At 65.3% G+C, this 17229-nt stretch carries 21 protein-coding genes, 1 pseudogene and 1 riboswitch; of the genes and pseudogenes, 12 read left to right on the top strand and 10 right to left on the bottom strand.

Annotated features, from left to right (window positions below):
- Position 1 precedes the first annotated feature (1 nt).
- On the bottom strand, positions 2–709 hold the full coding sequence (locus DNK34_RS03890; RefSeq protein ID WP_131175023.1) for an ABC transporter ATP-binding protein: 708 nt from the start codon (positions 707–709) through the stop codon (positions 2–4).
- 125 nt (positions 710–834) lie between these two features.
- The gene (locus tag DNK34_RS03885; RefSeq protein ID WP_131175022.1) at positions 835–1422 is read right to left on the bottom strand and encodes a DUF2796 domain-containing protein; all 588 of its coding nucleotides are present in this window, start codon (positions 1420–1422) and stop codon (positions 835–837) included.
- 123 nt (positions 1423–1545) lie between these two features.
- On the opposite strand from DNK34_RS03885, the pseudogene DNK34_RS25665 reads away from it, so the two are divergent.
- Positions 1546–1823, top strand: a pseudogene (locus tag DNK34_RS25665) (hypothetical protein).
- A 509-nt stretch (positions 1824–2332) separates the two neighbouring features.
- Here DNK34_RS25665 and trxA read toward each other — a convergent pair.
- From trxA to DNK34_RS03865, 3 genes are read right to left on the bottom strand one after another with little or no spacing between them, the layout of a single operon-like run.
- Complete coding sequence (gene trxA, locus DNK34_RS03875; protein WP_131175021.1) at positions 2333–3205, bottom strand: thioredoxin; 873 nt, start codon at positions 3203–3205, stop codon at positions 2333–2335.
- A gap of 59 nt (positions 3206–3264) precedes the next feature.
- On the bottom strand, positions 3265–3927 hold the full coding sequence (locus DNK34_RS03870) for a class I SAM-dependent methyltransferase (protein ID WP_131175020.1): 663 nt from the start codon (positions 3925–3927) through the stop codon (positions 3265–3267).
- On the bottom strand, positions 3924–4358 hold the full coding sequence (locus DNK34_RS03865) for a YbaY family lipoprotein (RefSeq protein WP_131175019.1): 435 nt from the start codon (positions 4356–4358) through the stop codon (positions 3924–3926). The genes DNK34_RS03870 and DNK34_RS03865 overlap by 4 nt, the downstream gene beginning before the upstream one ends.
- Before the next feature lie 204 nt (positions 4359–4562).
- Between DNK34_RS03865 and nrdR the strand changes: the two genes are divergently transcribed.
- The 11 genes from nrdR to DNK34_RS03810 all read left to right on the top strand — a co-directional run bounded on the left by nrdR (position 4563) and on the right by DNK34_RS03810 (position 12897).
- On the top strand, positions 4563–5027 hold the full coding sequence (gene nrdR / locus DNK34_RS03860) for a transcriptional regulator NrdR (RefSeq protein ID WP_131175018.1): 465 nt from the start codon (positions 4563–4565) through the stop codon (positions 5025–5027).
- Entirely contained in the window at positions 5027–6145 is a 1119-nt protein-coding gene (gene ribD / locus DNK34_RS03855; protein WP_131175017.1) for a bifunctional diaminohydroxyphosphoribosylaminopyrimidine deaminase/5-amino-6-(5-phosphoribosylamino)uracil reductase RibD, read from the top strand. Before nrdR ends, ribD begins: the two co-directional genes overlap by 1 nt.
- A 260-nt stretch (positions 6146–6405) precedes the next feature.
- Positions 6406–6562, top strand: a riboswitch (FMN riboswitch).
- Between the two features lie 95 nt (positions 6563–6657).
- Positions 6658–7116 carry a 6,7-dimethyl-8-ribityllumazine synthase gene (locus tag DNK34_RS03850; RefSeq protein ID WP_131175016.1) on the top strand — a complete coding sequence of 153 codons (459 nt, stop codon included), beginning with the start codon at positions 6658–6660 and terminating at the stop codon, positions 7114–7116.
- A 26-nt stretch (positions 7117–7142) separates the two neighbouring features.
- On the top strand, positions 7143–7802 hold the full coding sequence (locus tag DNK34_RS03845; protein ID WP_131175015.1) for a riboflavin synthase: 660 nt from the start codon (positions 7143–7145) through the stop codon (positions 7800–7802).
- 13 nt (positions 7803–7815) lie between these two features.
- Positions 7816–8904 (top strand): bifunctional 3,4-dihydroxy-2-butanone-4-phosphate synthase/GTP cyclohydrolase II, encoded by a 1089-nt coding sequence (gene ribBA, locus DNK34_RS03840; RefSeq protein ID WP_131175014.1) that lies wholly within the window; start codon positions 7816–7818, stop codon positions 8902–8904.
- A gap of 142 nt (positions 8905–9046) precedes the next feature.
- Positions 9047–9523 carry a 6,7-dimethyl-8-ribityllumazine synthase gene (ribH, locus tag DNK34_RS03835; RefSeq protein ID WP_131175013.1) on the top strand — a complete coding sequence of 159 codons (477 nt, stop codon included), beginning with the start codon at positions 9047–9049 and terminating at the stop codon, positions 9521–9523.
- Entirely contained in the window at positions 9520–9996 is a 477-nt protein-coding gene (nusB, locus tag DNK34_RS03830) for a transcription antitermination factor NusB (protein ID WP_131175012.1), read from the top strand. Before ribH ends, nusB begins: the two co-directional genes overlap by 4 nt.
- A gap of 5 nt (positions 9997–10001) precedes the next feature.
- Positions 10002–10967, top strand: coding sequence for a thiamine-phosphate kinase (gene thiL, locus DNK34_RS03825; protein WP_131175011.1), 966 nt, complete (start codon positions 10002–10004; stop codon positions 10965–10967).
- Positions 10964–11497: a phosphatidylglycerophosphatase A family protein gene (locus DNK34_RS03820; RefSeq protein WP_131175010.1), complete on the top strand. Its 534-nt coding sequence runs from the start codon at positions 10964–10966 to the stop codon at positions 11495–11497. The genes thiL and DNK34_RS03820 overlap by 4 nt, the downstream gene beginning before the upstream one ends.
- Positions 11498–11511: 14 nt before the next feature.
- Entirely contained in the window at positions 11512–12237 is a 726-nt protein-coding gene (locus tag DNK34_RS03815; protein WP_207401597.1) for a type 2 periplasmic-binding domain-containing protein, read from the top strand.
- A gap of 15 nt (positions 12238–12252) precedes the next feature.
- The gene (locus tag DNK34_RS03810; RefSeq protein WP_131175008.1) at positions 12253–12897 is read left to right on the top strand and encodes a retropepsin-like aspartic protease family protein; all 645 of its coding nucleotides are present in this window, start codon (positions 12253–12255) and stop codon (positions 12895–12897) included.
- A gap of 52 nt (positions 12898–12949) precedes the next feature.
- Here the strand turns inward: DNK34_RS03810 and DNK34_RS03805 are convergent, their stop codons facing one another.
- From DNK34_RS03805 to DNK34_RS25845, 5 genes are read right to left on the bottom strand one after another with little or no spacing between them, the layout of a single operon-like run.
- The gene (locus tag DNK34_RS03805) at positions 12950–15160 is read right to left on the bottom strand and encodes a hypothetical protein (RefSeq protein ID WP_131175007.1); all 2211 of its coding nucleotides are present in this window, start codon (positions 15158–15160) and stop codon (positions 12950–12952) included.
- A gap of 12 nt (positions 15161–15172) precedes the next feature.
- Positions 15173–15856 carry a PilW family protein gene (locus DNK34_RS03800; RefSeq protein ID WP_131175006.1) on the bottom strand — a complete coding sequence of 228 codons (684 nt, stop codon included), beginning with the start codon at positions 15854–15856 and terminating at the stop codon, positions 15173–15175.
- Complete coding sequence (locus tag DNK34_RS03795) at positions 15844–16224, bottom strand: hypothetical protein (RefSeq protein WP_131175005.1); 381 nt, start codon at positions 16222–16224, stop codon at positions 15844–15846. The genes DNK34_RS03800 and DNK34_RS03795 overlap by 13 nt, the downstream gene beginning before the upstream one ends.
- On the bottom strand, positions 16202–16681 hold the full coding sequence (locus DNK34_RS03790) for a prepilin-type N-terminal cleavage/methylation domain-containing protein (protein ID WP_131175004.1): 480 nt from the start codon (positions 16679–16681) through the stop codon (positions 16202–16204). The genes DNK34_RS03795 and DNK34_RS03790 overlap by 23 nt, the downstream gene beginning before the upstream one ends.
- Positions 16675–17100: a type IV pilin protein gene (locus DNK34_RS25845; protein ID WP_165497308.1), complete on the bottom strand. Its 426-nt coding sequence runs from the start codon at positions 17098–17100 to the stop codon at positions 16675–16677. The genes DNK34_RS03790 and DNK34_RS25845 overlap by 7 nt, the downstream gene beginning before the upstream one ends.
- Positions 17101–17229 lie beyond the last annotated feature (129 nt).

The raw sequence follows: 17229 nt of genomic DNA, 5'->3' as shown, positions 1-17229 counted from the left end.
CTCAGACCTCCTGGGGTTTGCTGGCGCGGTTGAGTTCGGCCAGTGACAGGCTGCGGTCGAACAGCGTGGCCAGGCTCTGGTCGTGGCTGACGAACAGCAGGCTGGCACCGACATCACGGCATTCGCCGAACAGCAGCTCGAGGAACGCCTGGCGTGCATCGGCGTCCAGGGCCGAGGTCGGTTCGTCGGCGATCACCAGCTCGGGCTGGCCGATCAGCGCCCGGGCGGCGGCGACCCGTTGCTGCTGGCCGATGGACAGTGAATCGGCGCGGCGCTCCAGTAGCTCCGGGCGCAGGCCCAGATGCTTGAGCAGGCTGCTTGCCGCCTCGTCCACGCTGGCGTAACGCTGTCGCGCGCGCTCGGCGCGCAGCGCGGAGAAACGGCAGGGTAGCTCGACGTTTTCCCGCACGCTGAGAAAGGGCAGCAGGTTGAACTGCTGGAAGATATAGCCGGTGTGGTCGACGCGGAACCGATCACGGCGCGCAGCGGACAGGCTCGCCAGGTCCTCGCCGAGCAGGCGGATGGTGCCGCGCCCGGGTTTCTGCACGCCGCCGAGCAGGCCGAGCAGGGTGGTCTTGCCGCTGCCGCTGGGGCCCTTGAGGAACAGGGTTTCACCGCGCTGCAGATGGAAACGCGGGATGTCCAGGAGCTCGGCCTGGCCGGGCCAGGCGAAACCGAGGTCGGTGAGTTCGATCAGTGCTGAGGTCATGGGGGCTGCTGGCGATGGAGGTGACGGGGGCAAGTGTGCCAGTCATGGGCGCGGAATGCTGACCCAGAGGGTGTTGCAGGACATGTGGAAAGCGGATGCCCGTTCTGCAGGCATCCGCTGGCCAATCAGAACGTCAGGCGCGCATTGGCCGGTGTCGACTCGACACCCTGCTGGCCGCTGGGGCCGATCAGTTGCACGTTGATCTTCTGGGTCGCCGGGAATTGCTGGTAGAAGGCCGACAGGTCGAGGGTCTGCAAGGCGTCAGGGGTTGTGCAGGTGAAACTGTAGTCGGCGTCTATGTCGCTGTGCTCGTGATCATGGCCTTTGGCATGCTCGTCATGGTCATGCTCATGCTCTTCATGGGCGTCACCGAACAGCGGGCTTTTCAGTTCCTGCTCGTCCAGGCTGCAACCCGCGGCAGCCGGCAGGCTGAACAGGGTCAGGGGCTTTTCCAACTGGGCACGAGCGGCGGCGACGGTCTGCTTGTCGGCCTCGCTGGTGGCGGCGTGCTCGAAGCCGACGATATTCATCGCCGGGCTCTGCAGTTCGATTTCCAGCGTGTTGCCTTCCAGCGCCACGTTCAGGGTGGCGACGCCATGCTCGTGCTTGCCGAGGCTGCCGTGTTCATGGTCGTGATCGTGGTCATGGCTCTGGGCCTGGGCAATGGCCAGGGGCAGCAGGGCGAAGGGCAGGGCGAGCAGTAGGCGACGCATGGAAAGGCTCCGGTGCATGAAAGGTATTGATACGTTATAACAAATTTATGGCCTGTGATAGAGGGTGCTTGGTTTGCCTGTGTCCGCGTGGGAGCATGGCGCATCGAGATGAGGGAGAGTGTGATGGTGCGTATTCGCGGGCGAATCGGCGACTGGCCAGTGGATCTGACAGTGGAGCTGGACGCGCAGGACTGGGCACAGCTGGCCGCCCGGATGCCTGCCACGCCGCAGGCTCCGGCGGCGGCGCCACCGGCCCAGGCGGATCAGGATGCGCAGTGGCAAACGGTGCTCGAGCTGCTGCGCCAGGCAAGCGTCTGCTGGTGCGTTTGCGCCACTGCGACCAGGTGCGTATGGAAAGCGGCACCGATGCGCCGGTCTATTGCTGGGTGGAGCAGCCATAAGCTACAAGCTACAAGTAAGAGCAGGAGCTTGGCCTAATGCCAGTCAGTTAAGCGTTTGGCCTGCAAAACGTCGATTTGCCCTGGTCCCGTAGGAGCCGCGACCCCGCGGCGATTGGTGGCCGTGACACGTTTTGTGCGATGGCCACCCTCGCATCGCGCCGAGGTCGACGCTCCTACACTGGCGGCGGTTTGCCGATTTTCCGTAGGCGGAGACGGCTCCTGCAAAAACCTTATCTGATCGGCATCAGGAGCTTGGCCCCGGTTTTCCGAGCCGCGCCGTCGTAGCCCGGGTCGAGCGCAGCGATACACGGGAAAATGCCCTGGGTATCACTCTGCTCAACCCAGGCTACATGCTGGATAGAGCGGCCATAAGCTGCAAGCCTCAAGCTACAAGTAAGAGCGAAAGCTTGACCGCGATCATGAGGTACACGCCATCCTGACTTGCAGCTTGCAGCTTGCAGCTTGCAGCTTGCAGCTTGCAGCTTGCAGCTTGCAGCTTGCAGCTGCTGTCAGTACAACGCCTGATACAGACGGCGGCGGTAGCTGGTCACCAGCGGGTGGTCGTTGCCGAGCAGATCGAAGACTTGCAGCAGGGTCTGGTGCGGCAGGCCATCGGCGTAGTTGCGGTTGCGCACGAAGAGTTTGAGCAGGGCATCCAGAGCCGGCTCGTACTGCTGGCGGGCGAGTTGCTGGATGGCCAGTTGGTAGGCGGCTTCGTCGTCTTCTGCGTTCTGTGCCAGGCGGCTCTTCAGCGTGGCGGCGTCCGGCAGATCGGCGGCTTCGCGCAGGAAGGTCAGTTGTGCGCGGGCACCTGCCAGAGCCTGCTTGTGTTCGTCGCCCTTGACCGCATCGAGCACCAGTTGCGCCTCACCCAGCTCGCCGCGCTCCGCCAGGCAGCGGGCGTAGAGAATCAGTGCCGCGGCGTTCTCGTTATCCTCGCCGAGCCGTTGCTTGAGCAGGGCTTCGGCCTCAGCGATGCGGCCATCGGCGAACGCTTCCTGAGCGACTTCCAGCAGGTCGGCTTCAGGCGCCGCTGGCTCGGCGACATGGGGCTGCAACAGGGCGCGGATCGCCGACTCGGGTTGCGCGCCCTGGAAGCCGTCGACCGGCTGGCCATCCTTGAACAGCACCACGGTCGGCAGGCTGCGGATGCCGAAGCGTGCGACGATTTCCTGCTCGATATCGCAGTTGACCTTGGCCAGCAGCAGCTCGCCCTGATAGCCCTCGGTGATTTGCGCCAGCAGCGGCATCAGTGCCTTGCAGGGCGCGCACCACTCGGCCCAGAAGTCCACCAGCACCGGTTTGTGGAAGGAGTTCTCGATCACCAGTTGTTCAAACTGGACGGCGCCGTTGATATCGAAGATGTACGGGGTGTCGCTCATGGTCTGTCTCTGTCCGGGCGAAAATGGGTACGACTATAAATGCGGGCGCTGTTGTGCGGCTACAAGAGACGACGATCCGCGTGATAGAGGCTGACGTGCCGGAAGGTTTCCGGCTCGGCCAGATCCGGCCAGGTACAGCCCTGCAGGCCGGCGATGCGGCGGTAGGCCGGGTGGCTGAAATCCCGCACTCTGGAGTCGGCCACCAGCACCTGGCGGGCATGTTCGAGGACGCGGTCGAGCAGGGGCAGGTTGGCGCGGTCGTAGAGCACGTCGGCGACGATCGCCAGGTCGTAGTCGCGGCGCTCGGCGAACAGATCGCTCGAGTATTCCAGTTGTACCCCGTTGAGTTCGGCGTTGGCACGGCAGGCGGCCAGGGCCTGCGGATCCAGATCGCAGGCCACTACCTGCGCCGCGCCAGCACGCGCGGCGGCGATGGCCACGACGCCCGAGCCGCTGCCGACATCCAGCACTCGCTTGCCGCGCACCCACTCCGGGTTCCGGGCCAACCATTCAACCAGCACCAGGCCGCTGGCCCAGCAGAAGCACCAGTAAGGCGGCTCCTCGAGAATGCGTCGGGTTTCCTCGGGATTGAAACAGCGATCCATGTTCGTCGGATCGATCAGCCATAGACGCAGGTCGGTACTCGGCAAGGTGGTCGCGCTCAGGCGGGCGTCGCCGAGCAATTCGCTCAGGGCCGTTTGCAGGTGCTGCGGTGGCGTCACAGCGCAGGCGTCACGCGTATTTCGCCGAGCGCCTGGCTCTGTGGCTGGCGGATCAACTGGCTGGGCATGTGCAGCACCAGCTTGCCGGACTGGTGCACACGGCCACGCAGTTCCACGCGGATGCCCTGGCTGAAATTCTCCGGGTTGAAGGTCAGGCGAAATGGCAGTGGTGCACCGTTGCCGCGCAGTTGAATGTTGCCCAGCAGCTTGTGCGGCAGGCCGCGCTCGTTGATGGTGAGCAGGGCCAGTTCCACATCCGCGCCGGCGGGCACGTCGAGCAGGGTGCCGGTCAGTTCGCGTAAATACGCCGCAGTGGCGGCGGGCACTGGCGCCGTCGGTGTCTCGACCGGCTCCACGGGTGGCGCGGGCTCGCTGGCACAGGCGGTGAGCAGGGCGACGAGGCAGAACAGGGCGAGCGGGCGCAATGGCATGGATGAATCCTGGCTGGACGGGCAATACCGGGATTTTCCTCGTCACGGGTGGCGAATGCAAAGGAAAGGCGCGCGATCCCGGCAATGCGCCCGGGTGCCCCGGGCATGGACGAACGCCAGCCTCGTCGGCGCCGCCGCGGCGTTTGCCAAGCGCCCGGCGGGATGCGCTAACATGGGGCCTTTCCCGTCTGGCACTCCCTGACCATGCACTGCCCTTTCTGCTCCGCCAACGACACCAAAGTCATCGATTCGCGCCTGGTCGCCGAAGGCGAGCAGGTGCGTCGGCGCCGTGAATGCCTGGCCTGTGGCGAGCGCTTCACCACGTTCGAGACCGCCGAACTGGTGATGCCGCGCCTGATCAAGCAGGACGGCAGCCGCCAGCCGTTCGACGAGGAGAAGCTGCGCGCCGGCATGCAGCGGGCCCTGGAAAAACGCCCGGTGAGCATCGAGCGCCTGGAGGCGGCCATCGCCCATATCAAGCACCGGTTGCGGGCTACCGGCGAGCGCGAGATCAAGTCGCTGGTGCTGGGCGAACTGGTGATGACCGAGCTGCAGAAGCTCGACGAGGTGGCCTATATCCGCTTCGCCTCGGTGTACCGGCGGTTTCAGGATCTCAACGAGTTCCGCGAGGAAATCGACCGTCTTTCCCGCGAGCCGAACCACGACTGATGACCTCATGCGATCAGGGCTTCATGGCCCGCGCCCTGGAACTGGCGCGCAAGGGCCTGTATTCGACCCATCCCAATCCCCGCGTCGGCTGTGTGATCGTGCGCGACGGACAGATCGTCGGCGAAGGCTGGCATGCCCGGGCCGGCGAACCCCATGCCGAGGTCTACGCCCTGCGTCAGGCCGGCGACAAGGCGCGTGGCGCCACGGCCTACGTCAGCCTCGAACCCTGTAGCCATCACGGGCGCACGCCGCCCTGTGCCGATGCCCTGGTCGCCGCCGGTGTCGCCCGGGTGGTCGCGGCCATGCAGGACCCCAATCCGCAGGTGGCGGGCAGCGGCCTGCTGCGGCTGATGAATGCCGGTGTCGCGGTGCGCAGTGGCGTGCTGGAAAGCGAGGCGCGGGCGCTGAATGCCGGCTTCGTCAAACGCATGCAACAGGGCCTGCCGCTGGTACGGGTCAAGCTGGCCATGAGCCTGGATGGGCGCACCGCCATGGCCAGTGGCGAAAGCCAGTGGATCACCGGGCCGGCGGCGCGCGCCGCGGTACAGCGCCTGCGCGCGCGCGCCAGCGTGGTGCTCAGCGGTGCCGACACCCTGCTGGCCGACGGCGCGCGGCTGACGGTGCGCCCCGACGAGCTGGGCCTGAATGCCGAGCTCGCGGCGCTGGCGATGACCCGTCCGCCGCTGCGCGTGCTGGTCGACGGCCGTCTGCGCGTGCCCCTGAGCGCGCCGTTCTTCCAGGCCGGCCCGGCGCTGGTGGCGACCTGCGCGGCGGCCACGTCGCGGGATCGCTACCTTGGCGACGGTCACGAACTGCTGGCGGTGCCGGGCAGCAATGGCCATGTCGATCTGCGCAAATTGCTGCTGGAACTGGCGGCCAGGGGCGCCAACGAAGTGCTGGTCGAGGCCGGGCCGAAGCTGGCCGGCGCCTTCGCCCGGCTGGGGCTGGTCGACGAGTACCAACTGTTCGTCGCGCCCAAGTTCCTCGGTTCCAGTGCCCGGCCGCTGCTCGACCTGCCGCTGGCGCGGATGGCCGAGGCCCAGGCGCTGAAGATCGTCGAGATGCGTGCCATTGGCGACGATTGGCGGATCGTCGCGGTGCCCGACTCCACCAATTGAGGAAGCCGCTGGTGCACAGGGCAATCGCGCTATGCGCTCGAAGAGCCGGAAACAGCGCTGGAAAGCTGGAGGCTGAACGAAAAGCGGTTCGAGCACGACGCGAAACAGCGGTTTCTCGTCCAGCTTTCCAGCCTCCAGCGCTTTTATCGAAGCCGCTTCCGGTGAATAACGGTATAGCGCGATCGCCCTGCTGGTGCACGCCCTCCGTGCACCGCAGCGGCAACTGTGGTAAAACGCCTGTCGGCCGCACGTGGCGGCCACAACGTTCTCAGGGCGGGGTGCGATTCCCCACCGGCGGTAATGGCGCGCAATGCACCTAGCCCGCGAGCGCTCGGTACGGCACCAGCCGCCCGAGGTCAGCAGATCCGGTGTGATTCCGGAGCCGACGGTCATAGTCCGGATGAAGAGAGAGCGGGATTGCCTGGCAAGGCGCATCTCCGGGTGTCCGCATGTCCGCAAGATCCCTATCGATCCAAGCTGCCCTGTTTTAGCCATAAACAGGAGTACCAACCATGTCCAACACTTCCGTGCGCCGGGTCGCCTTCGTGCAGGCCTGCTGGCACCGCGATATCGTCGATCAGTCCCGCCATGCCTTTATCGAAGAGATGCAGCGCCAGGGCTATGCCCAGGGCGATATCGACTGCTTCGAGGTCGGCGGCGCCTTCGAAATCCCCCTGCATGCCCAGCGCCTGGCCAGAAGCGGCCGCTATGCCGGCATCGTCGCCGCCGGCCTGGTGGTCGATGGCGGCATCTACCGCCATGAGTTCGTCGCCCAGGCGGTGATCGAGGGCCTGATGCGGGTACAGCTGGACACCGATGTACCGGTGTTCTCGGCGGTGCTGACGCCCCACCATTTCCATGCCGGCGAAGAGCACCAGACGTTCTTCCGCGAGCATTTCCGGGTCAAGGGTGGCGAAGCCGCACGGACCTGCGCGGACACCCTGCGCAAGCTCGTAGAATTGCCGGTCTGAGCCAGCTTTGCTCGCAAGGAGTCCCCATGTTTACTGGAATCATCGCTGCCATCGGCAGCATCGCCGCGCTCACGCCCAAGGGCGGTGACGTGCGTGTCTACGTCAGGACCGGCAAGCTCGACCTGGGCGATGTCGTGCTCGGCGACAGCATCGCGGTCAACGGCGTCTGCCTGACCGCGGTCGAGTTGCCGGGCGACGGCTTCTGGGCCGACGTCAGCCGCGAGACCCTGGCCCGAACCGCGTTCATCGACCTCAAGCCCGGCAGCCGGGTCAACCTGGAAAAGGCGCTGACCCCGACCAGCCGCCTCGGCGGCCACCTGGTCAGCGGCCACGTCGACGGCATCGGCGAGGTGGTTTCCCGCGAGGAAAATGCCCGCGCCGTGCAGTTCCGCATCCGCGCCCCGCGTGAGCTGGCCAGGTACATCGCCCTGAAAGGATCGATCACCGTCGATGGCACCAGCCTCACGGTGAATGCGGTCGATGGCGCCGAGTTCGAGCTGACCATCGTGCCGCATACCCTGGTCGAGACCATCATGGCCGACTACCGTCCCGGGCGGCAGGTCAACCTCGAGGTGGATCTGCTGGCGCGTTACCTGGAGCGCCTGCTGCTCGGTGACAAGGCCGCCGAGTCCGGTGCCGGCGGTATCAGCGAAAGTTTCCTGGCCGAGCACGGCTACCTGAAGTAAGGAACTGCCAATCATGGCTCTGAACAGCATCGAAGAAATCGTCGAAGACATCCGTGCCGGCAAGATGGTCATCCTCATGGATGACGAGGATCGCGAGAACGAAGGCGACCTGATCATCGCCTCCGAGTGCGTGACCGCCGAGCACATCAATTTCATGGCGCGTTTCGCCCGCGGCCTGATCTGCATGCCGATGACCCGCGAGCGCTGCGAGACCCTCAAGCTGCCGCTGATGGCGCCGCGCAACGGTTCCGGTTTCGGCACCAAGTTCACCGTGTCCATCGAGGCGGCCATCGGGGTGACCACCGGCATTTCCGCCGCCGACCGCGCCCGCACCGTGCAGGCCGCCGCCGCCAAGCATGCGGTCGCGGAAGATATCGTCAGCCCTGGCCACATCTTTCCGCTGATGGCCCAGCCCGGTGGCGTGCTGGCGCGCGCCGGCCACACCGAGGCGGCCTGCGACCTGGCGCGCATGGGCGGTTTCGAGGCCAGCGGGGTGATCTGCGAGATCATGAACGACGACGGCACCATGGCCCGTCGCCCGGAACTGGAAGCGTTCGCCGAGCAGCACGGGATCAAGATCGGCACCATCGCCGACCTGATCCACTACCGCCTGATCCACGAGCGCACCGTGCAGCGCATCGCCGAACAGCCGCTGGACAGCGAGGTTGGCCAGTTCAACCTGGTGACCTTCCGCGATTCGGTGGAAGGCGACGTGCACATGGCCCTGACCCTGGGCACCATCTGCCCAGAACAGCCGACCCTGGTGCGCGTGCACAACATGGACCCGATGCGCGACCTGCTGATGGTGCGCCAGCCCGGACGCTGGAGCCTGCGCGCGGCGATGACCGAAGTGGCCAATGCCGGCAGCGGCGTGGTGCTGCTGCTGGGCCATTCGCTGGATGGCGACGAAGTGCTGGCGCATATCCGCGAGGCGGACGGCGCCGCCAGCAAGGCGCCGAGCACCTACAGCACGGTCGGTGCCGGTTCGCAGATCCTGCGCGACCTCGGGGTGCGCAAGATGCGCCTGATGAGCGCACCGATGAAGTTCAATGCGATATCCGGTTTCGATCTGGAAGTTGTAGAATACCTGCCCCCTAAATAAAGGGGGCCGGGCGCTGCGCGCCCGCCACCCGGGTGGCGGGTCGAGGCGCTGCGACGACGCTGCGCCCTGACGGCCATCGTCTATATTTTTCAGGGCCTGCCGTGGCCTGCCCTGGCTCTTTAATACATCGTGAGAACCCGCTATGACACTGAAGACCATCGAAGGTAATTTCATCGCCGCCAAGGGCCGCTACGCCCTGGTGGTCGGCCGCTTCAACAGCTTCGTGGTCGAAAGCCTGGTCAGCGGCGCCATCGATGCGCTGGTCCGCCATGGCGTGAGCGAAAGCGACATCACCCTCATCCGCGCGCCGGGCGCGTTCGAGATTCCCCTGGTGGCGCAGAAGGTCGCCCAGCGTAGCGAGTACGACGCCATCATCGCCCTCGGCGCGGTCATCCGTGGCGGCACCCCGCATTTCGAATACGTGGCGGGTGAGTGCACCAAGGGCCTGTCCCAGGTGTCCATGGAGTTCGGCGTGCCGGTCGCTTTCGGTGTGCTGACCGTCGACTCCATCGAGCAGGCCATCGAGCGTTCCGGCACCAAGGCCGGCAACAAGGGCGCCGAAGCCGCCCTGTCCGCCCTGGAAATGGTCAGCCTGCTGGCGCAGTTGGAGGCCAAGTGAGCCAGAACGACAGCAAGCCGGCCAAGAAGGGCCCGAGCGCCAAGGTGCTGGCCCGGCGTCAGGCCCGTACCCTGGCCATGCAGGCCCTCTACTCCTGGCACATCGCCGGTCAGGCGCTCAACGAGATCGAGGCGCAGTTTCGGGTCGACAACGACTTCAGCGCGGTCGACGGCGCCTACTTCCACGAGATCCTGCACGGCGTGCCACGGCAGAAGAGCGAAATCGACAGCGCCTTCGAACCGTTGCTCGATCGCCCGCTGGACGAGATCGACCCGGTCGAGCTGTCCATCCTGCGCCTGTCCACCTACGAGTTGCGTAACCGCATCGACGTGCCTTACCGGGTGGTGATCAACGAAGGCATCGAGCTGGCCAAGGTCTTCGGCGCCACCGACGGGCACAAGTTCGTCAACGGCGTGCTCGACAAGCTGGCGCCGAAACTGCGCGCCGACGAAGTCCGCGACTTCAAGCGCTGAGTGTCTTGGGCGAGTTCGAGCTGATCCGTCATTACTTCGCCACTGCCGCCTGTGCGCAGGGGGCCGATGGCGTGGCGCTCGGTATCGGCGACGACTGCGCCCTGCTCGAACTGGCCGCCGGCGAACAGCTGGCGGTGTCCACCGACACCCTGGTCGAGGCTGTGCATTTTCCCGCCGAGGCCGATGCCCGCCTGCTCGGCCAGCGCGCCCTGGCCGTTGCGGTCAGCGATCTCGCGGCCATGGGCGCCACGCCGCTGGCGTTCACCCTGGCGCTGACCCTGCCGAGCGTGTCGAGCGACTGGCTGGCGGGATTGACCGCCGGGCTGGAGCGCATGGCGCGCCGCTGTGGCGTGCAACTGGTCGGCGGCGATACCTGCCGTGGCCCGCTCAGCCTGACCCTGACCGTGTTCGGGCGTGTGCCCCGGGGCATGGCGCTGACCCGCCAGGGCGCGCGTGTCGGCGATCTGTTGTGCGTGGGCGGTGCCCTGGGCGATGCCGCCGGGGCGCTGCCGCTGGTGCTGGGCCAGCGGCAGGTGGCGGACAGCATTGCCGCGCTCTTGCTCGAGCGCTACTGGTCGCCGCAACCGCAGCTGGCCCTGGGGCTGTCGCTGCGTGGCCTGGCGACGGCCGCACTGGATATTTCCGATGGCCTGCTGGCCGACTGCGGCCATATCGCCCGGGCTTCCGGGGTCGCGCTGGTCATCGAGCAGGCGCGCCTGCCGCTATCGGCCGCGCTGCTCGCCTGTGTCGGCGAGGACGCCGCATGCCAGTTGGCGCTCAGCGGTGGCGACGACTACCTGCTGGCCTTTACTCTAGCGCCTGAGCACCTGCCTGACCTGCAGGCCGGCGGGCAGACGGTGCACGTGATCGGTCATGTCGAGGCGGGGCAGGGCGTGCGTCTGCTGGATGCCGCCGGTCGGATCCTCACGCCGCTGCACAGTGGCTACCAACATTTTGGAACCCCTCCGTGACTGATCATCCCAAGCAAGTTCCCGCCGAGTTCGTGCCGCCATCCGTATGGCGCAACCCCTGGCATTTCCTGGCCTTCGGGTTCGGTGCCGGAACCCTGCCGAAAGCGCCCGGCACCTGGGGCTCGATGGTCGCGGTGCCGTTCATCCCCTTGTGGCAGATGTTGCCGGACTGGGGCTACTGGCTGATGCTCGGTATCACTATGCTGTTCGGTGTGTGGTTGTGCGGCAAGGTCGCCGAAGACCTGCGCGTGCATGACCATGAAGGTATCGTCTGGGACGAGATGGTCGGCATGTGGATCACCCTCTGGCTGGTGCCTGAAGGCTGGGGCTGGGTGCTGGTGGGCTTTCTGATGTTCCGCCTGTTCGACATCATCAAGCCCTGGCCGATCCGCTGGATCGACCGCCATGTCCACGGCGGCTTCGGCATCATGCTCGACGACGTGCTGGCCGGCGTGTTCGCCTGGCTGGCCATGCAGGTGCTGGTATGGGGCTGGGCCAACGGCCTGGCGACGAGTCTGGGCTTCGCTTGAGCGCGGGAGGGCGAATGCGCCGAGTTGGCTGGCTGGCTCTGCTGTGGATGCTCGGCGCCTGTGCCTGGGCGGAGTCGAGCGTGCCCGCGCAGATCCGCCTGGCCAGCGATGTCTGGGTCGATCGCACCAATGCCGATGGCACGGGCATGTCCTGGGATATCCTGCGCCTGATCTTCGAGCCGGCCGGGGTGCGCCTGGAGGTGCAGATCGTGCCCTATACCCGTTCGGTCGGCCTGGTGCAGCGTGGCGAGGCGGATGCCTGGGTGGCTTCCTACCTGGACGAGGTCGGCACGGGGGTGATCTATCCGCGCTGGCACTACGACTCCGACCAGATCAGCGCCCTGGGCCTGGCGGAAAAACCGGTGCCCGAGCTGCAGACGCTCGGCGAGTCGCGGCTGGTGTGGATGCGCGGCTACGCCTACCAGCGTTACATGCCCAATCTGCATCACTACAACGAGCTGCTGCGCCGTGGCGGTATCCTGCCGATGCTCGCCTATGACCATACCGACTACTACATCGATGCCCGACCCGAGGTCGAAGAGGTGCTCGCCGAGGCCGACGATCCGTCGCGTTATCGCGTCACCGACCTGATCCGGCTGCCGCTGTACATCGGCTTCGCCGATACCCCGCAGGGCCACGCGCTGGCCGCGCTGTATGACCGGCGCATGGACGAGTTGGTCGAGCAGGGCACCCTGCGGCCGATCTTCGAGCGTTGGCAACAGTATTACCCCTTCGACTGACCACGAGAGGCATCGATGCGTCGACTGACATACGGCTGTATCGCGGTATTGCTGGGGACGGCGCCGTTGGCCCGGGCCGCCACCCAGGTACAGGTGGTGGGCCTGTTTCCCGGCGCCGCGGTGCTGTCGCTCGAGGGGCAACGCCAGCTGGTGCGTGTGGGGCAGACCGGCCCTGGCGGCGTGGAAGTGGTGAGCGCCGACAGCCGCGGCGCGGTGCTGCGTGTCGACGGGGTGGAGCGGGCCTACAGCCTGAGCCGGGAAGTGGGGGCGAGCCGGGATGGGTCACCCGGCGTCCGGCACTCCGTTGCGCGCGGGGTTGGCGGGCATTACTGGCCGGTTGGCGCTGTCAACGGTCATTCGGTGCAGTTTCTGCTGGATACCGGCGCCACCTACGTCACCCTCAGCGAGCCGAATGCCCGGCGTATCGGCATCGACTTCGCGCAGGGGAGCCCGATCCTGGTGAGCACGGCCAACGGCCAGGTCAAGGGCTGGAAGGTGCGTATCGATAGCGTGAAGGTCGGGCACCTGGAGGTGACGGCTGTCGATGCGGTCGTGCTGGAAGGCGAAGCGCCCGGCGAGGTGCTGCTGGGCATGAGTTTCCTGGGCCGGGTGGGATGGCGTGAGGAAGGCGGCGCGCTGTTGCTCGAGAGCCGCAGTTGAGACGGGCCACGGGGCGCAGGACGCCGCCGTGGAGACCCTGCTGGAGCTGACGTTACAGGTAGCGCGACCACAGGACCTTGGCCTGGCCGGGCCAGCTGGTCTGGTTGCCGGTGCAGTTCACGCTGCAGATCTCGCCCATGTCGGGGATGCCGCCGGGGTCGTAGCCAGCGGGAAGGTTGCGCAGGTCGATGGTGGTGCTACCGCCCCAGTTGTTGCTCGTGCCGCTGCCCTGGCCGGCAGCCGTGACGTAGCCGCTGATCGTGGTATCGCCGCCGGTGAGCAGAAGATCGCCGGCGATCACGCTGCCATAGATCTTGGAGGATGAGCCCAGATCGATGGTGCCGCCCGAGAAGGTGGTGTCCTGGTAGCCGCCCGCGAGCAGGGCGATATTGCCGATGCTGTTGATAATCAGGCTGGCGTTGGCCTGGTTGCAGAAGTTGGTGGGGTAGAGCCCTGCGAAGCGTGTGGTCGCGTTCTGTGGGTACTGGTTCAGGCAGATGGCGTTGTAACCGGCGTAGTTGACGGCGGTGGTCGTATGTCCGCCGCTGGTGCCGATATTGCCGGTCGCGATGAAGGTGTTGTAGAAGTTGCCGTTGACCAGGCTCAGGTTGCCCTCGAACCACATGACCCCGGGCGCCAGGTTCTTGCCCGTCACGCTCCAGGTGTCGTTGGCATAGGAGAAACAGGCGTTCTGGTTGGAGTTGCCCTGGCAGATGGTGTGGGTGTCGGCGTAGGTGGCCGGAGAGGTGCACAAGCCGCTGCTGTTCACTTCCTTGCACAGGTAGTCGACCCGGTCGTTGCTTTGCGCCTGGTAGTAGCCGATGTAGTAGTCGCCGTCGGCGATGCCGTTGATGTTACGCACCGTGACCTTGGTCCTGCCGTTCTCTCTCTGGAAAACGTAGTTGGCCGACGTTTTCAGGCCATAGGCGTCCACCCTCGGGCGCGTCAGGGTGAATGCGCTCAATTGGGCCATCGGCACGACATCGACGGTCGGCACCTCGACGACCAGGCCGGGCTGGACATTGACGTTGACATTGCCATTGTATTGCTGCTCCTTGGTCAGGGTGCCGCCAATGGTTCCCGAGGCACTGCCCCAGCCGTTGAAGGTGAGGTTGCCGCTGGCCAGCACGCTGCTCAGGTTACCGCTGTTGACCGTGACCGAGCCCTTGCTCCTGACATTGGCGCTGCCCCAGCCGTTGAGCGTGACATCACCCGTTGCATTGATGTTCACAGGAGATAATGCCGTGACGGAGCCGTTGGCGTTGATCGTCGAGACCTGCTGGGAGGACGACGATACGTTCGACTCGCTGTTCACGGTCGTCGCGCTGCCGCCGGTGAGCGTCACGTTGCCTTCCGCATTCGCCAGCGTGGTACTGCCGTTGCTGATCGAGATGGTTTTGGCGGCGGTGAAGGTGCCATGCGTTCCCCCGCTGCTGGCGGTGATGAACCCCAGCGCATTGGCCGTGGCAACGCTGCCGTTGGTGATGATGATGTTGCCGTTGGCGTTGAGCACACCCTGGGAGCCGCCGCTGTTGGTCGTGATGTTGCCCAGGGCTGAGGCGCTGAGGACGCTGGCCGAGCCGGTCAGGCTGATATCGCCATTGGAGTACAGTTCCTCGACCTTGATGCCACTGCCGATGGATATGTTGCCGGTGGCCTTGAGGGTCTTAATTCCGGTGATGGAGGCGCTGTCCAGGTTGACCGAACCGTCGACGTTGAATTTGGCCAGGTCGCCTCCCAGGATGCTGATCCCGCCCGTCATGTTCAGGTCGTTGTAGATGTTGAGCACATCGCTCCACGGCTCCCGGCTTGGCGTTGTCGCGCTGTTGGCCGGAATGACGTCGTACACCACGCTGATGGTTGACGAGGCCCGCGCGGCAACGTCCTGGTAACTGATATCGGTCGCGAAACGGTGGGTGTTGTTCGTATCGCCGGTTATCGGCTCGAGGGCGAAGTTCTGCGCCGTGACCTTGTTGCCGGCGATGGTGAATGCGAGCTGAGCGGACGCTGCCAGGCCATCGAGAGCGTCCTTGTCCAGAGTCTGCAGGTACAGGCGCAACGCTTCCACGGCGACCCAGGCGCCCGCCTGCGAATGCGTGGTGGCATGTACGGTGACCTGCTTGTCCTGACTCGTGCGTACCGAGTACATGATGCCCAGCGCGGTAACCGTCAGCGCCATGCCGGCCAGCATGACCACCAGGATCGTCGCCATGCCGCGTTGCCGGGCATGCAGAGCCATCTTGCCTCTCGATACCGATCTCATGATCCTTGCTCCTTAAGGCGATGTGCTGACGAGGTTGGAAAGGCAGACCCGGTAGCTTATGGGCTGGACCGGCGTGCTTGTCGCCGAGCTGGCCAGGGCGGAACTACTCATCGCCTTCAGGGTTATCAGCGGATGCAGGGCGCCATCACTGCTGCTGAACGTGCTGCATGCCACCGCATCGTTCTTCTCGAACGCCAGCAAGGGGCCGGTTGTCGTCGGCATCAGGGTGGCCAGATCGATCACCCCGTCGTCCTGCCAGGAGGCCTTCAGCGTCGCGGTGTCGTCAGCGAGCGAGCGGGCACTCAAGGCGTCGTTGCAGTTCGATTTTTTCAGCAGGGTCAGGGTGCGCGAGCCGCCGCTGGAGGGGCGGTCGAGAAGGCCCATGCACCAACTCGAGGCCGGGTTGTCAGGATTTGTGCGGTAGCGCCAGAGCAGGGCGGGTTTCGCCGTAGGGAGGTAGAAGGCATCCGCGACCGTGCCGTCCATGCCGAAGCCGGCACTCTGCAATTCCAGCTGCGCGACCAGCAGGGCCGATGCCAGCTGCCCGTCATGGTTGGCATCTTTCGTGGCGACCACCGCGACCTGGATAAGGTTCTTGTAGAGGGCGAGCATCGCCAGGATGGTCAGCATCGACAGTACGGTGCCGACCATCAGGCTGACCAGGGTGATGCCATGCTGGTTGTTCAGTTGTCGCATGGCACCGCTCCGACACAGATCCTGCCACCCAGGCTGGTGCTATCCACCGAGAGTGCGCACATCGACTGTTCGACCGAGCCGCTGCCGATCGCCAGGCTGACATTGCGCGGGTGGCTGTTGATGGTGAAGGTCTCTCCGCCCTGGATGGCCTGAAAGCTGCCTGAGTTGCAGTTGCCCGCCTGCAACTCCTCGCGCAGCTTGCTGACCACCAGGTTGTGCAGGTTCATGTCCTTCTGGCTGATCGACACCCGCGAGGTCGTATATACGAGCCCGAGCCCGATGATGGACATCAGCAGCATGCCGATCAGTGATTCGAGCAGAATGTCGCCGCACTGCCGGTGCCTTTCAGTTGATCGTGATCGTGACATCGTCACTCCCGATGGACAGTGTGTACGCGTTACCCGTGCTGCAACCACCGTTGGCGGTGGGCAGACCCCGGCTGTCGAGTGCCAGGCAGGCAAAGTCGTTCGCTCCACTTTTGACTGTGGCGGCCTTCGGTAGTTGTGCGCTCCAGACCGGCGAACCGTATGCGCCCGAACAGTCGGCCTGCTGTGCCGCGCTGCTGGCTTGATAGAGGTTCAGGCGTTGGCTCTGGCCGTCGAGGCACAGGCTGGCGGCCGTCCGTGTGCCGGTCATGCCATGGTGGTTGCGCAGCGCCAGCGCCTTGGCCCGCCCGATACCCTGATGCAGCAGGTTTTCCGCGTCACGCAACCTGGCGCTATCGCTCCAGGTGTTGGTGAACGGCACCGCCAGCATCAGCAGGAAAGCCAGCAACGCCAGAGTGACCAGCAGTTCCACAAGGCTGAAGCCGCGCGAATTCACCATGACGAGTCGTTGCCCGGGCAGTTCGTCGCGGCTCGAGTGTTGTCGCTCGCCAGCGTCAGCACGCAGTTGCTCAGTCCGCTGCTGGTGCCGGTGGCCTTCACTTCGTAGCTCGAGCCGTTCGCGTTCAGGGTATAGGTGAAGTCCTTGCGCTGGACCGGTTTCCAACTGCTGAACAGAGCCTCGGTGGCCGTTGTGCTGTCGGTAGTGGTACTGGGGTAGGACAGTTGGCGCTGGTACCGGTTTTCCAGGTTGAGGCTCAGGGCCACGAGATCGGACTGGGCGGCCTTGACCTTGCCCTTGAGGATGTAGTTGCTGTACGCCGGCAGCGCGATCGCGGCGAGAATGCCGATAATGGCCACCACAACCATCATTTCGATCAAGGTGAAGCCGGCCTGATCCTTGGCGCGGATGGTGCCCATGGGTGTATGTCTCCATCTTCGATGGTGCTGGTGCACGGGTTAACTGTGATGCGGGTCATCTGGAAAAGGGGATTCCCGTCACATATTGAGTCCATGCTAGCGGGTTGCCAGTTCAGGTAAAAGGACGAA

It is taken from the genome of Phytopseudomonas dryadis, assembly GCF_004327355.1.
Classification (GTDB): domain Bacteria; phylum Pseudomonadota; class Gammaproteobacteria; order Pseudomonadales; family Pseudomonadaceae; genus Aquipseudomonas; species Aquipseudomonas dryadis.
This window is presented reverse-complemented; position numbering and strand designations above follow the sequence as displayed.

Bases quoted from the DNA above. Each gene is read 5' to 3' on its own strand.
- DNK34_RS03890 (WP_131175023.1), bottom strand. From the start codon at position 709: ATGACCTCAGCACTGATCGAACTCACCGACCTCGGTTTCGCCTGGCCC.
- DNK34_RS03885 (WP_131175022.1), bottom strand. From the start codon at position 1,422: ATGCGTCGCCTACTGCTCGCCCTGCCCTTCGCCCTGCTGCCCCTGGCC.
- trxA (WP_131175021.1), bottom strand. From the start codon at position 3,205: ATGAGCGACACCCCGTACATCTTCGATATCAACGGCGCCGTCCAGTTT.
- DNK34_RS03865 (WP_131175019.1), bottom strand. From the start codon at position 4,358: ATGCCATTGCGCCCGCTCGCCCTGTTCTGCCTCGTCGCCCTGCTCACC.
- nrdR (WP_131175018.1), top strand. From the start codon at position 4,563: ATGCACTGCCCTTTCTGCTCCGCCAACGACACCAAAGTCATCGATTCG.
- ribD (WP_131175017.1), top strand. From the start codon at position 5,027: ATGACCTCATGCGATCAGGGCTTCATGGCCCGCGCCCTGGAACTGGCG.
- DNK34_RS03850 (WP_131175016.1), top strand. From the start codon at position 6,658: ATGTCCAACACTTCCGTGCGCCGGGTCGCCTTCGTGCAGGCCTGCTGG.
- DNK34_RS03845 (WP_131175015.1), top strand. From the start codon at position 7,143: ATGTTTACTGGAATCATCGCTGCCATCGGCAGCATCGCCGCGCTCACG.
- ribBA (WP_131175014.1), top strand. From the start codon at position 7,816: ATGGCTCTGAACAGCATCGAAGAAATCGTCGAAGACATCCGTGCCGGC.
- ribH (WP_131175013.1), top strand. From the start codon at position 9,047: ATGACACTGAAGACCATCGAAGGTAATTTCATCGCCGCCAAGGGCCGC.
- DNK34_RS03815 (WP_207401597.1), top strand. From the start codon at position 11,512: ATGCGCCGAGTTGGCTGGCTGGCTCTGCTGTGGATGCTCGGCGCCTGT.
- DNK34_RS03810 (WP_131175008.1), top strand. From the start codon at position 12,253: ATGCGTCGACTGACATACGGCTGTATCGCGGTATTGCTGGGGACGGCG.
- DNK34_RS03805 (WP_131175007.1), bottom strand. From the start codon at position 15,160: ATGAGATCGGTATCGAGAGGCAAGATGGCTCTGCATGCCCGGCAACGC.
- DNK34_RS03800 (WP_131175006.1), bottom strand. From the start codon at position 15,856: ATGCGACAACTGAACAACCAGCATGGCATCACCCTGGTCAGCCTGATG.
- DNK34_RS03795 (WP_131175005.1), bottom strand. From the start codon at position 16,224: ATGTCACGATCACGATCAACTGAAAGGCACCGGCAGTGCGGCGACATT.
- DNK34_RS03790 (WP_131175004.1), bottom strand. From the start codon at position 16,681: ATGGTGAATTCGCGCGGCTTCAGCCTTGTGGAACTGCTGGTCACTCTG.
- DNK34_RS25845 (WP_165497308.1), bottom strand. From the start codon at position 17,100: ATGGGCACCATCCGCGCCAAGGATCAGGCCGGCTTCACCTTGATCGAA.